Below are 13,728 nucleotides of genomic sequence, written 5' to 3' on the forward strand. Positions count from 1 at the left end.
GCCATCGCGGCGATCCCGTTGAGTAGCGCGGCCAGCCCGGCGGCATTACCGATCATCCCGTCGTGCCCGCCGTCCAGCCTGACCGGGCTCGTCCCGATCCGTGCGGCGAACCGGCGTTGCATGAAGTGCGGGATGGCCCGGTCGCTCCGGAAACCGATGTAGGTCCTCGGCAGATGTGCCGGCAGCGTGGGTCCCTGGCCCCGCTCGAGCAGCGGCGCTGTGGGCTCGGGGCACACCAGTTCCCGGACAGTACGGGTGTCGGCGTCGTCCAGACCATTGCAGAAGTACCGGCGTACCACCCAGGCCGGCAGCTCCAGGTGGCCGCCGGACCCGCCCCCGGGCCGGGCCAGCCGTCGGCGCACAACAGCGCGCAACGGTTGCGGCAGCAGGTCGATCGGGGCACCGGGCCGTCCCGCCACCATCGCCGCGACATAGACGACGTGCTTCACACGCTCGCCGAGTAGACCGGCCGCCGCCGTCAGTGTCAGCCCGCCGAGCGAATGGCCGACGAGCACGACCTCGTCGAATCCGGCCGCGTCCACGCCGTCGACCACCGCGGTCGAATAGTCCGCCAGGCGGAGTGGTCGAGGCGGCACGTCGGAGGCGGCGGTCCGGCCCGGCAGCTCGATCGCGGCGGCCGGGTGGTTCAGCAACGGCACAAGCTTGTCCCAGCACCACGGACCATGTGCCCCGCCGTGCACGAGCACGAATCCGCGGGCCGGCCGCGGCGCTGGCCTGTGCACCATCCTCGGACCCCCTCTCGGCGTCCCCAGACCGTCTCGCAACTCGGACCGCCAGTCAAGGAACCGATGCTTCTTTGCAAGGATGCACAGCTTCTTCTATGGTTGCCTGCGAATCCGCGACAGCACTGTGCGCACCAACCGGCGGGAGGACACCTGGTGGTGGAAGACGATGCCATGACCGCGGCGGTGACCTCCCTTCTCGACGAGGTGCTCGCCGTCCAGCCGCGGGGCGACGGGCGTTTCGTCAGCCAACCCAGCCCGGGCGCCTTCGACCGGCTGTACGGGGGCCAACTGCTGGCCCAGGCGTTGCTCGCGGCGGCGCAGACCGTGCCCGCCGAGCGACTCGTCAACTCCATGCACGCCTACTACCTGCGGCTCGGCGACCCGTCCAGTCCCGTCGGCTACGCCGTGACCAACCTGCGGGACTCCAGCAGCTACAGCACCCGCCGGGTAACCGTCACCCAGGGCGAGCGCGCACTGGCGGAGGTCATGATCTCCTTCCACCGGGGCGGCGTCCTGATGGACCACCAGCAGCCGATGCCCTCGGTCGCGGGACCTGAGGACTTCCTGCCGCGCGCCGAGGCCATCCTCCGCGACCTGGGCGACGCCGCCCCCGCGAATGCCGGGAAGGGCTGGCCGGTCGAGGTCCGCTACGGCGGCCGCGAACCGTGGAACCAGAACCCCGGCGAGCCGCGCAACATCCTGTGGATGCGGATCCCGGGCACGCTGCCCGATCAGCCGCTGGTTCAGGCCGCCGCGCTGGCCTACAGCAGTGACCTGGTCATGTTCGAGGTGGTGATCTCACCGAGCGAGATCTCCTGGGTCGACCTGGTCCAGGGTCGCGGGGTCTTCGGATCGAGCCTCGACCACACGATCTGGTTCCACCGTCCGTTTCGTGCCGACGACTGGCTGTTGATGACCCAGGAGTCGGTGGCGGCGGCCGGTTCGCGTGGCGTGAGCACCGGACGGTTCTACAACCGGGACGGCCTGCTGGTGGCCAGCGTCGCTCAGGAGATCGGTCTGACGGTCGCCGACGCACGTCGCGGCTGACACAGCCTGCTGGGTGCCGGCCGGTCAGATCGCCAGCGCCGCCTCCTGTCCCTCCTTGAAGGCCTGCACAGCGGTGCGGTGCGCCAGTGCGTCGCCCACCAGACGATGGGGGACGCCGAGACGCTCGAGTTCGGCGACCAGCTCGTTGTCCGGTTCGAGGCTGGTCACGGCTACCACGGTGCCGGCCTCGACCTCGGCGATCGTCTCGCCGTCGGAACGGACGATCGTCGCGGTCCGGCCGTCGAGATCACCGAGCAGGCCCTCGGTGATGATCCGCGCGGCGCGGCGGCGCAGGACGGCGGGCGTCTCGAACCGGTGCAGCGACCCGCCGTACGGCATGACGGTCTCGAACCGGGTCACGAAGGTGACCCGGCTGCCCCGCGCGCCCAGAGCCTCCGCCACCAGCGCGGCCTCGTTCGCCCCCACCGTGTCGTACACGAGCACGTCGTGGTCGATCTCGCCGACGAGGGCCTCGCTGCTCGACACGACATGACCGGTCGCCCCACCTGGCACGGCTTCCGGGCCCGGCGGCAGCGAGCCGGTCGCGAGGATGACGTGGTCGGGCGCCAGCTCGCCGAGCAACCTCGCGTCCACCCGCACACCGAGCTCGGGCTTCACGCCGTACTCGGCCAGCTCGGACGCGAGGTGGTCCAACGATGCGGCGAGCGCCGAGGCGGCCGTGTGCTCGACGAAACGAAGCCGGCCCCCCGCCCGGCTCCGGGCGTCGAACAGCCGAACCTCGTGCCCGCACCGGGCGGCGACCTCGGCCGCCTTCAACCCGGCCGGACCGGCACCCACGACCACCACCCGCTTCGGCGTAGCGGCGAGCCCAGGTGCCAGCTCGAGCTCCCGGAGCACCTCCGGGTTGTGGAAGCAGGAGATCTCCGGAAACCCGGCCAGCTTCCTGTTGACGCAGACGTTCGCGCCGGTGCACGGCCGCACCCGATGCGCTTCGCGGCGAACGGACTTGGCGATGATGTCCGGGTCCGCGATGTGCGCCCGGGTCATCCCGACCAGTTCACAGTCCCCGTCGGCCAGTACCCGCTCGGCGACTCCGAGGGAGGCGATCCGGCCGGTGCCGATCACCGGAACGGTCAGCGCCTCCCCCAAGGCAGCGCGCATACCGCGCAGTCTCGGAATGTTCGGTGCTTCCCCGTGCCGGTACGACGGAATCGCGACGTTGTAGCTCGGACCGCCGAACCCGACCGTCGTGTTGAGCAGATCCACCTCGCCGGTACCCAGCACCGCCCGCACGGTCTCGACCAACCCCGCCGGACCGAGACCACCGTCCTCAGGCGACTTCAGGTCGTCGGTCGCGGTGCGGTAGGCGAGGATCCGCTCGGGCCCGAGCAGCGGGCGCACCGCCTCGATCACCCGGCGGGCGAACAACGTCCGATCCTGCCCCCACCGGTCCCCGCGCTGGTTGCCCCAGGGTGACAGCGACTGCTGCACCAGGTAGCCGTGCGCCCCGTGCAACTCGACACCGTCGAAACCCGCGTCGACGGCCATCCGGGTGATGTCCCGGTAGCCCTCGATCATGCGCTCGATCTCGGCGTCGGTCATCCGGTGCGCTGTCTCACCGTCCGCCGTCTGCACACTGTCGAAGCCCCAGAGCGGGGGCCTGCGCACGTCGGAGTCCGATCGGAAGGTCGCGCCGAGGTGCGCGAGCTGGATCAGCAGCACGGCTCCCTCGGCCTTGACCGCCTCCGCCAGTTTTCGGTGCCGGTCGACGGTGCTCGGCGCGACCGGCCCGAACGGGTTCGGGTACTGCGGCTGCGCGATGATCAGACCGGCCCCGCCGGCCGCGCGGCGCCGCAGGTACTCGATGTAGCCGTCCGCCGGCACGCTCGGGTTCCGGAAGGCCTCGCTGGTGCCGTGCGAGGTGATCACTACGCGGTTGCGCACCTCGAAGTTCCGGATCCGCAACGGCGACATCAATGTGGGAAACACCGGGTGATCACCTCGACCTGCTCGCGTGGTGGTGTGGCGTCGGATCGGCAGTGGTTGGGGGCGCGGCTAAACCGGCGTGAACTCGACGGGCAGTACGCGCACGCCGCGGCGCACGGCGCCGGATCCCCAGACCGGAGCCTCGCCGACCGGGATCCTGACGTCGGGGATCGTGTTCAGGACCTCCTGCACCGTCACCCGCATCTCGACCATCGCCAGGTGCTCGCCGACACAGCGGTGCGGGCCGGAACCGAACGCGATGTGCGACCGCTCGCGCCCCAGTCGGAACCGCGTGGGCGCCTCGAACCTCTCCGGGTCGAGGTTCGCCGCACCGTAGAGCAGGAGCACCTTGTCCTCGGCGCTCAACTCGACGCCGCGGACCTGGACGTCCGAGACGACGGTCCGAGCCATGCACATCACCGGCGACTCGAGGCGCAGCGACTCGGCGATCACCGCCGGCAGCAGCGAGGAGTCCGCGAGCACTCGGTCCTTCAGCCCCGGGACGGTCAGGAGATGGCAGAGCACGTTCGCGATGCCGTTGATCGTGGTCTCGTGCCCGGCGGTGACCAGCACGTGCACCATGCCGACCACCATGTGGTCCGGAATGGGCGCACCGTCGATCTCGCTGTTGACGATGACGCCGAGCCGGTCGGTGGCGGGCCTGCCGCGGCGAGCCTCGACGGCGGACCGCACGAACCGCTCGAACGCCCCGGCCGCCTTCCGCCGGTCCTCGCTGCCCTTGGTCGCGGCGAGCAGGTAGTCGTCGACGAGGTCCCGAATCTCTCGCCACTGGCCGCGGTCGAGTCCCAGGATGGCCGCGATCGCCACCGTCGGGACGGGGTGCGCCAACTCCTGGGCCAACTCGGCCGTTCCGCGCGAGGCGAACTCCGCAATGGCCTCGCGCACGATTCCCCGGATCAGATCCTCGTACTCCAGTACGGCCTTCGCGTTGAAGAACGGCAGCAGGATCTTGCGGTACTTGCCGTGCTCCGGTGGATCCACCTGGGCGGGTGGAATCGGCGTGGTCGCGCCCAGGGCCGGCACGATCACCCCCTGCTCGACGGTGAACGTCTCGTGTTGGCGGGCCGCCGCGACCACGTCGTCGAACTTGGTCAGCGACCAGAATCCGCCGTGCCGTTCGCTCCACGAAACCGGGCAGTGTTCGAGCAGCCCGGTGAGCACCTCGTGCTGCACGGGCGCCAGAGCCGGGTCGTGCGGGTCGAACGCGGTACGGGGTCTTTCGGCCATCAGGTGCTCGCTCCCGGAATGCTTCGCCGACCTCCATGTCGGCCTCCGACGACGATGACGGACGAAACCCGGACTGTCAAGGAACCGATGCTTCTTCCCGATGGGTGAACGTTAGCATTGCGCGGTGACTTCCCGGGACGGTGACGGCGCGCGACGCACGAACCGCTCCAGCGCGCGGGTCAGGCAGGATCTGCTCGAGGCGGCGGCACGGTTGGCTCGTGAGCGTGGCGTAGCGGGTGTCACCTACCGCGAGATCGCGGCCGAGGCCCGCGTGTCGGACTCGGTGCTGCTGCGGCACTTCGGCACCAAGAACGATCTTCTCGTCGACGCGGTGGTCGGGCCGTTCGCCGCGTCGCTCGCCGAGATGGCGCGGATCTGGCGCGGCGGGCCGGCGGACTCGACCGCGTCGAACCGCGCCTTCCTCACCGAACTGCACGACGGCCTGTCCCGGAACCGGAGCATCATGCGCACGGTGCTCGCGGCGGAGGCCGCCGGCGACGAGGACCCGATCCTCGTGGGGGCCAGGTCGCGACTGCGGGAGGTGTTCGCCGGGTTGGCCGACGTCACCCCCGGCGTCGAGTCGGAGCGGGGAGCCGCGCCGTTCGAACCCGAGCTGACCGCCAGGACAGTGATCGCGATGATGGTCGCGGTGACCGCCCTGGACGATGTGCTCTTCCCCGGCCCGGCCGGCCCGCCCGCGCGGGAGGACCTGATCAGCGCATTGACCGGCCTCACCGCTCACGGCCGGGCAGGCCGGCCCGACGGTGGCCCGCGATGACGGCCGGCACCCGCCGCCGGCCCGCCGAACTGCGCCGGGCGTTGCTCACCGCCGGTGCCGAGTTGTTCGCCGAGCAGGGTTACGACGCCACCACCTACCGCCAGATAGCGCGTCGCGCCGACGCGTCCCCCTCAGTGCTGTTCCGCCATTTCGGAAGCAAGGGAAACCTGCTGGTGGAAGCGGTGATCGAGCCATTCGCCGCGTTCCTCACCGAGTTCAGCGCAACCTGGGCCGAGCCGGAGCTGCCCGGCCACAGCCGGGAGGCGGTGATCCGGGAGTTCGTCGCCGAGCTCTACCGGGTGATCCGGGAACGTCGCACGGTGGTGCGGGCGATGCTCTCCGCCATGCGGTCCAGCGAGGGCGACGACCTGATGCGCCAGATGGGTGAGCGGCTCGCCCCCACGCTCGATCAGCTGTCCTCGGTGGCCGAGGGGTACGCACGGCGGGGGCCGTTCCCACCGTCCGAGTCATCCATCGCGCTCCGGGCGACCTTCGGCACGGTGCTACTGGTCGGCGCGCTCGACTCCTGGTTCCTGCCCGCCGAGACCGGAGTACCCGACGACGCGCGCATCGTGGATGTCATGGCGACGCTGGTGGCCCGCGGTTTCACCACGTAGCCCGCCTCAAGGATACGTTGCTTCTTAACCACATTGCTGCCATGCTCGGCCGGTGGCACGGATTGATGCTCGAGCACGGGACTGGGTCGCGTCCAACGCGCTCCGCACACCCGACGCACCCGCACTGACCGGACACGAGAGCGGCGAAGTCTTCACCTGGGGCGAGCTGGAGCGCCGGGTGGCCTCGCTCACCCATCGGCTCACCGAGCACTACCGGCTACGCCCTGGCGATCGCGTCGTACTGATCGCGGAGAACGACACGCGGCTGGTCGAGGTCCAGTTCGCGTGCATGCGTGCCGGACTGGCGATGGTGCCGCTGAACTGGCGGGCGGCCCGCGCCGAGCTCGACGCGATCGTCGCCGACGCGTCGCCCCGACTGTTGGTGCACGACTCGACATGGACGGAGCTCGGGCAGCGGCTCGCCGACACGGCAGCCGTCCGACACCGGATGGCATGGGGCGCGGCCTGCTCGTGCGACGACTACGAGGCAGCGGTGTCCGGCCCCGACGGCGTGCCCGGTCGACCCGGCGACCCCGCCGACCTCGTCCAGATCATGTACACCTCCGGCACCACCGGCCGCCCCAAGGGCGTCATGGTCGACCGCGACCAGCTCACCTGGCACGCGATCAACCTCGCCCACGCCTGCCGGATGGCCGAACGGAACGTGCACCACCTCAACGTCGTACCGTGGTTCCACGCCGGTGGCCTCAACGTGTTCACCAATCCCGCCCTGTTCTGGGGCGGTCACGTCACCACGACGCGCCGCTTCGACCCGGCGGTCACGTTGGCGCTGCTCACCGACCCGGCCCGTGCGATCACGCACTTCTGCGGCGTGCTGCAGATCTACGAGTACATCACCGCACTGCCCGAGTTCGCCGCCGCGGAGTTCAGCACGCTGCGGTGCGCGTTGTTCGGCGGTTGGGGCCCGACCTTCCGCAACATCCACTCCGCCTGGCGTGAACGGCGCTTCGCGTTGACCATGGCCTACGGCTCGACGGAGCTCGGGCCGATCGTCTGCACCCTCGACGGCACAGATCCGGAGGCCGTCGAGGCCGGATCCTCGGGGCACGCGGTGCCGCACGTTCAGCTGCGTCTGGTCCGCGACGACGGCACGGATGCCGGCGTCGACGAACCCGGCGAGGTCTGGGCGCGCGGCCCCGTGGTCACCCGCGGCTACTTCGGTGTGCCGCCCGAGCAGACCTTCACCGACGGCTGGCTACGCACCGGCGACGTGATGCGGCGTGACGCTCTCGGACATCACTACGTCGTCGGACGGCTGCACGAGGTGTACCGCTCCGGCGGGGAGAACGTGTACCCGCTCGAGGTCGAGGCGACGATTGCCGAGCTCGACGCGGTGGCCGAGGTCGCCATCATCGCGATCCCGGACAAGATGTTCGGCGAGGTCGGCCTGGCGGTCGTCGCCGTCCGGCCAGGCACAACCCTCACCCTGGACACGATCACCGAATACCTCGACGGCCGCCTGGCCCGGTTCAAACATCCGCGCGCACTGCGCCTGGTCGACGCGCTCCCGCGCAACGTCACCGGCAAGATTGCCCGCGGCCAACTCCGCGAGAGCTACGCCAGCCTCGTCGCACACTGAGGACCGGGCGGCGTCGGCGTGACGACCGACAGCATGATCCGTACGGTGCCGCGTCGTAGGCACGGCAACACCGGGGTAGCAGAGGTCGGATTTCTGGCTAGAGGTTCGGCTACATCCCAGATACGGTGCCAGGGTGTCGTCGTCGACCGGAGCCTCGGGCCCCCTCGAACGCACCGTCATCGCGAGGGCGCCCGCCGGGGCGAGCCGTATCCGCTACCGCATCCTGACGCTCGCGTTCATTGGCCTGTCGCTCAACTACCTCGACAGGGCCAACCTGAGCGTCGCGCTTCCCTTCATCACCGAAGATCTCCACCTGCAGCTCAGCAATGCCGAGAAGGGGCTCATCCTCGGCGCCTTCTTCTGGGCGTACGACGGCGCGATGCTCGCCGCGGGTTGGTTCACCGACAAGGTCGGAGCGCGGCGGGCCTTCACGTTCGCCGCCCTGTGGTGGTCGATCGTCACCGCCCTGACCCCACTCGTGCGCGGGTTCGGGTCACTGTTCGCCATGCGTTTCGCACTCGGTCTTGGAGAGGCGCCGGCCTACCCCGCCGCGACCAAGGCGTCGTCACGGTGGTTCCCCCAGCACGAGCGGGCGTTCTCGACGGCTGTGATCGACTCCGGCTCACGGGTGGGCACCGTGCTGGCCCTACCGGTCGTCACGTCTCTGATCGCGCTGGTCAGCTGGCACTTCTCGTTCATCGTGCTCGGCGTCGCCGGGCTCGGCCTTGCCGCCGTCTGGTACTGGTACTACCGCGACCCGATGCAGCACAAGCACGCCAACGACGCCGAGCGCGAGTACATCGTCGTGGGCGGCGGCAGGCTCGACGAGACCGACGACGAGAACGCGGCGGAGGTCCGCTGGATCGATCTGTTCCGCTACCGCACGGTGCAAGGGATGATGCTCGGCTTCTTCTGCCTGAACTTCGTCATCTACTTTTTCCTGACGTGGTTCCCCACGTACCTGAAGGAAGCGCGCGGACTCGATCTCCTGCAGCTGGGCACACTCGGGACGCTGCCTGGCATCACAGCGATCGTGGGGGGCTGGGTCGCGGGACTCGTCGCCGACCGGTTGATCAAGCGGGGCGCGAACGTCACGAAGGTCCGCAAGACCGTGATGGTCGGCGGCCTACTCGGCGGAGCCGCGATCGTGTTCGCCGCGCCGGCTCCGTCGGTGTACGTGGCGCTGCTGTTCCTCGCGGTGTCGTACGCCAGTCTGGCGATCGCCGCGACCGGAATCTGGTCGCTGCCTGGCGACATCGCGCCGAGCTCGCGGCACGTCGCCTCGATCGGCGGTATCCAAAACTTCGCATCGAACATCGCCGGGATCATCAGCCCGTTCGTGTTCGGTCTGCTGCTCGACATTTACCACGGCTCGTACCTGCCGGCCTTCCTGCTGGCCGCGATCGTGGCCGTGGTCGGTGCGCTCACCTACGCGTTCATCGTCGGCAAGGCGGAACCGCTGCCCCCACTCGCACGGCGTTGATGCGCGTCGCCGCGCACACCCGATCCGAAGGTCGGCGCAGTGAGGGCACCGATGGTCACTTTCCTGCGACCTCTCCGACCACGGGATTGGTGAGCTTCATGAGACCGACGAGTTCGCAGCTCACCTCGTCGCCGGGCGCGATGGCGATCGCGCCCGGCGTCCCGGTCGAAAGTATGTCGCCGGGATAGAGCGGCATCACGTGGCTGTGGAAGCTCAGCAGCTCGGCCGGCGAGAAGATCATGTCCCGTACCGGCGCCTCTCGGTGGACGACCCCATTGTGCACGGTCTTGACGACGAGTCCGTCGAGGTCACCAATGCGATCGCGCGCCTCGTCGACCGTCATCAGGTAGGGACCGAACGAGAAGAACGTCGGATAGTTCTTCGTCCTGGTGAGGTACCGCGGGTTCTCCAGCAGGACCTCCTCCGCGGTCTGGTCCAGCACGGCTGTGACCGCTGCGACGTAGTCCCAGGCCTCCTCCACGCCGACCTGGTAGCAGGTCTTGCCGATGACAAGGGCGAGCTCGGCCTCGGCGGTGACCCGGCCGATGCCCGGGGGGACGCGAATTCCCTCCTCCGGCCCAATGATCGTGTGGTCGCCCTTGAGGAAAGATGCCGGGCTGCTACGGGGCGCCTGCGCGCCGAGGTCGGCGGCGTGCGCGCGATAGTTGAGGCCGATGCCCAAGATCTTGCGGGGATGGCGGTAGGGGGCGTCGAACGGCTCGGTGACCGGTTGGGCCGCTGCGCGGCCGGCTACCGCGGCCCGCAGCTGGTGGAGATCGTCGCGAAGCAGGTGGCCAAACAAGTCGTCGGCGCAGCCGAGGTCGCTGGTCGGGACGAAGCCGAGACCGTCGACATTGGCGACGGCGCGGACGCGACCGTCGGCGCTCCGTACGCTGCCTAGTTGCATGATGTTCTCCTCGTGTTCTGCCTGGCCAGCACGACAACGTGTTCAAACCACTCCCCGGCCAGCCGCCGCTGTCTACGCCGGCCGACCGCTGACCCTTGCCCGCGGCTCACAGGGCCCGCACCAGGCCGCCGTCCACTCGGATCTGCTCGCCGGTCACGTACCGAGCCTGGTCCGAACAGAGGAACACCCCCATCGCGGCGAACTCCGCGGCCGTTCCGTAACGCCTCATCGGGATGGTCGCCTGTGACGCGGCGCGAACCTCCATGACGCTGCGACCGGTCCTCTGGGCCGCCCCAGCGTCGAGCTGCGCGGTGCGGTCGGTGGAGATGCGTCCGGGGAGCACCATGTTGACGGTGACGCCGTGAGGTGCGCACTCCTCGGCCAGCAGCTTGAGGTAGCTGGCCAGAGCGGTCCGATACATGCTCGACGTCGCAAGTCCCGGGATCGGCTGCTGGACTGCGCTCGACCCGACGGCGACCACCCGTCCCCAGCTCCGCTCGCGCATCGAAGGCAGGCAGTGGTTCAGCACCCCGATCGGGCCGTGCAGGAGTAGTTCGGCCGCCGCGCGCGCGGCGTCGAGGTCTAGATCGGTCGCCGCGCTCGGGGGCGGGCCACCGCCGTTGAGCACCACGACATCGATCGGGCCGAGACTCTCGCGTGCCGTGGCGACGGCCGCGGCGACACTGCCGGAATCGACGATGTCGAGCTCCACTCCCACGGCCTCGGGCAGCGCCTCGGCCTCCCGCCGAGCCAGCTCGACGCGTCGACCGCCGAGTGCCACCGCGAACCCGGCCTCGGCCAGCCCCCGCCCGATGGCCAGGCCCAAGCCGCTCGTCCCCCCGGCCACAAGCGCGACGCGGCGCCCCGATCCCGCGCTCACGAGCGCACCTCGACCGGCACAGTGGCCAGCTGCCTGGCAATGCACTCACGCAGCTCTTCCGGCGCGGCGACACCCGGGGCCCGGACCGAGGCTGAGGCAATCAAGCCCCGCCTGCGCAGGTGCTCCTTGCGCAGCCCGAGACCCACCTCGAGCTGGCCTTCGAAGTTCATCAGCGGCAGCCACGGGGCGATCGCATCGCGCGCACCGGCGAACCCGTTGGCACGCCAGGCGGCGACGACCGCGACCAGGGCCTCTGGGTAGGAGAAGCCGGTCATGGCGCCCGAAGCGCCGGCGCAGAGCTCGTCCAGCAGCCCGACGCCCCCGAGACCGCCGAACAGCGGCACACCGCGTACCAGCGGCGCGAGCCTGGCGATCGCCACCGACGTCGGCGGGCTCTCGCACTTGACGGCCGTGACGCAGGGCAGGGCGTTGACCGCACTGGCCAGCGAGTCAACGTCTATCCGGACGCCGCTACTGAGCGGGTAGTCCTGCACCACGATCGGCAGGCCGCACGCCTGGTACACGGCGGTGAGATCGGTGACGAGTGCCTCCGGGTCGGCCGAGCTGACCTGCACCATCACCGCGCGAAGGCCAGGCACCGCCGCGGCGAGGCGCGCGGCCTCGTCGCGGGCAGCCGCCGGGTCCGCGAAAGCGATGCCGGCGACGATCTCCAGACCAGCCGCCGCGGCGGCCACGGTGCGCAGCACGTGCACGCGTTCGTCGGCGCTGAGCCGGGCGGCCTCGCCAAACACGCCGAGCGCCACCAGCCCGGCGACGTCTCCGTTGACAGCCAACCGGCGGTAGCCAGCCACCAGAGTCTCGAGAGAGCGGGTGTCGACCGCGAGCGAGTCGCTGTGGAACGGCGTGGGCAGGACGCCCCACACGCCCGGGCGCAGAACCATCATTGGGGGTCTCCTCCGTCGAGTCGGTGCGAGGGCACCATTCCGTCCAGTCCGAACGAACCGGTCATCCGGCCGCCCCCGGGTCGTCGGGGCCGGCGGCGGTCAGGAAGGCCAGGTCCGCGCCCAGGTTCGCCTGCAGCACTGTCTCGGCGTAGAGCCGGGCCCAGCCACGCGCCGGCAGGCTTGCCCTGCCGACAGACCCGCGGCGGCGGGCCAGCTCGTCCTCGTCGACCAGCAGGTCGATGCGCCGGCCCGCGACATCCAGACAGACAAGGTCGCCGTCGCGGACCAGCGCCAGCGGACCTCCGACGGCGGCCTCGGGGGCGCAGTGCAATACAACGGTGCCGTAGGACGTGCCGCTCATCCGTGCGTCCGAAACCCGCACCATGTCCTTGACGCCGGCTGCCGCCAGCCGCCGCGGGATCGGCAGCGAGCCCGCCTCGGGCATGCCGCACGCGACCGGGCCGGCGTTGCGAAGCACCAGCACGTGGCCGGCGGTGATGTCGAGCGTCGGATCGTCGAGCCGGGCCGCTGCGTCCTCGGGCGAGTCAAAGACGACCGCCGGGCCGGTGTGCTGCAACAGCTGCGGCGAGGCCGCGGCCACCTTGAGTACCGCTCCGTCGGGGGCCAGTGACCCGCGCAGCACCGCTAGCGCACCAACGTCGCCGACCGGACTGTCGAGCGTGCCGATCACGTCCTGCCACGCCGCGGGCGGGTCAGTGCTGCCCACCAGGTCCCGCAACGGCCGCCCGCTCACCCCGACGTGGGTGAGGTCCAGGCGGTCCTGCAAGGCACGAAGCAACACCGGGACTCCCCCAGCGTTATGGAAGTCCTCCATGTAGCGCGTGCCGGACGGTTTCAGGTCGACGAGCAGGGGCGTCTGGCGCGCCACCCGGTCGACGTCGTCGAGGCTGAATGCGACGCCGACCCGGCGGGCCACCGCGAGCAGGTGCACGATTGCGTTCGTCGAGCCACCCAGGGCCGCCAACACGTGCAGCGCGTTCTCGAACCCCGCGGGCGTCAGGATCTCGCGGGGCACGACGGGGTCGCGGGCCAGTTCGACGGCCCGCCTCCCGGTCTGCGTCGCGTGCCGCAGCCGGGCGCCGGACGGCGAGGTCGGGGTCGCGCCGCCGGGGAGCATCATGCCAAGCGCCTCGGTGAGGGAGGCCATCGTGGAGGCTGTCCCCATCACCATGCAGGTGCCGGCAGTGGTGGCGAGCGAGCCCTCCAGCTCGCCGATCTCGGTCTGGTCAAGCTCACCGGAGCGGTAGCGCGCCCAGTAGCGCCGGCAGTCGGTGCAGGCGCCCAGCCGCTCTCCGCGCCACGAACCGGTCGTCATGGCACCGACGACGTCGAGCACGACGGGAACGTCGCTGACGGCGGCCGCCATCAGTTGGGCGGGCACCGTCTTGTCGCACCCGCCGAGCATCACCACCGCGTCCATCGGCTGGGCCCGCACGAGCTCCTCGGTCTCCAGCGCGAGCATGTTGCGGTAGAGCATGGTCGTCGGCGACATGAACGACTCGCCGAGGCTCGCGGTCGGGAAGACGAACGGCAGCCCGCCCGCCTGCAG

General features: G+C 70.4%; 12 protein-coding genes. 5 read left to right on the forward strand and 7 right to left on the reverse strand.

The genetic code is table 11. The features are described from left to right. A partial coding sequence (locus VGH85_22940; GenBank protein HEY2176677.1) for an alpha/beta hydrolase family protein occupies window positions 1–746 on the reverse strand: 746 nt, incomplete at its 3' end. A 153-nt stretch (window positions 747–899) separates the two neighbouring features. Here VGH85_22940 and VGH85_22945 point away from each other — a divergent pair. Further along, window positions 900–1,793, forward strand: coding sequence for an acyl-CoA thioesterase domain-containing protein (locus VGH85_22945; GenBank protein HEY2176678.1), 894 nt, complete (start codon window positions 900–902; stop codon window positions 1,791–1,793). A 24-nt stretch (window positions 1,794–1,817) separates the two neighbouring features. On the opposite strand, the gene VGH85_22950 is transcribed toward VGH85_22945, so the two are convergent. Both VGH85_22950 and VGH85_22955 read right to left on the reverse strand, forming a co-directional pair. After that, on the reverse strand, window positions 1,818–3,743 hold the full coding sequence (locus tag VGH85_22950) for an FAD-dependent oxidoreductase (GenBank protein ID HEY2176679.1): 1,926 nt from the start codon (window positions 3,741–3,743) through the stop codon (window positions 1,818–1,820). 66 nt (window positions 3,744–3,809) lie between these two features. Then, the gene (locus tag VGH85_22955) at window positions 3,810–4,988 is read right to left on the reverse strand and encodes a cytochrome P450 (protein ID HEY2176680.1); all 1,179 of its coding nucleotides are present in this window, start codon (window positions 4,986–4,988) and stop codon (window positions 3,810–3,812) included. Between the two features lie 124 nt (window positions 4,989–5,112). Between VGH85_22955 and VGH85_22960 the strand changes: the two genes are divergently transcribed. The 4 genes from VGH85_22960 to VGH85_22975 all read left to right on the forward strand — a co-directional run bounded on the left by VGH85_22960 (window position 5,113) and on the right by VGH85_22975 (window position 9,466). Then, a complete protein-coding gene (locus VGH85_22960; GenBank protein HEY2176681.1) occupies window positions 5,113–5,766 on the forward strand; it encodes a TetR/AcrR family transcriptional regulator in 654 nt (217 codons plus the stop codon). Further along, a complete protein-coding gene (locus VGH85_22965; protein HEY2176682.1) occupies window positions 5,763–6,383 on the forward strand; it encodes a TetR/AcrR family transcriptional regulator in 621 nt (206 codons plus the stop codon). Before VGH85_22960 ends, VGH85_22965 begins: the two co-directional genes overlap by 4 nt. Before the next feature lie 52 nt (window positions 6,384–6,435). Beyond that, window positions 6,436–7,983: an AMP-binding protein gene (locus VGH85_22970; protein ID HEY2176683.1), complete on the forward strand. Its 1,548-nt coding sequence runs from the start codon at window positions 6,436–6,438 to the stop codon at window positions 7,981–7,983. A gap of 133 nt (window positions 7,984–8,116) precedes the next feature. Further along, complete coding sequence (locus VGH85_22975; protein HEY2176684.1) at window positions 8,117–9,466, forward strand: MFS transporter; 1,350 nt, start codon at window positions 8,117–8,119, stop codon at window positions 9,464–9,466. 55 nt (window positions 9,467–9,521) lie between these two features. Here VGH85_22975 and VGH85_22980 read toward each other — a convergent pair whose 3' ends face one another. The 4 genes from VGH85_22980 to VGH85_22995 form a co-directional block, all read right to left on the reverse strand. Beyond that, a complete protein-coding gene (locus tag VGH85_22980) occupies window positions 9,522–10,373 on the reverse strand; it encodes a fumarylacetoacetate hydrolase family protein (GenBank protein ID HEY2176685.1) in 852 nt (283 codons plus the stop codon). A 106-nt stretch (window positions 10,374–10,479) separates the two neighbouring features. Next, window positions 10,480–11,253 carry an SDR family oxidoreductase gene (locus VGH85_22985; GenBank protein ID HEY2176686.1) on the reverse strand — a complete coding sequence of 258 codons (774 nt, stop codon included), beginning with the start codon at window positions 11,251–11,253 and terminating at the stop codon, window positions 10,480–10,482. After that, window positions 11,250–12,158, reverse strand: coding sequence for a dihydrodipicolinate synthase family protein (locus VGH85_22990; GenBank protein HEY2176687.1), 909 nt, complete (start codon window positions 12,156–12,158; stop codon window positions 11,250–11,252). The genes VGH85_22985 and VGH85_22990 overlap by 4 nt, the downstream gene beginning before the upstream one ends. 61 nt (window positions 12,159–12,219) lie before the next feature. Continuing rightward, window positions 12,220–13,728: dihydroxy-acid dehydratase (locus tag VGH85_22995; protein ID HEY2176688.1), on the reverse strand; the 1,509-nt coding region annotated here is incomplete at its 5' end.

It is taken from the genome of Mycobacteriales bacterium (assembly GCA_036497565.1).
Lineage (GTDB): Bacteria > Actinomycetota > Actinomycetes > Mycobacteriales > QHCD01 > DASXJE01.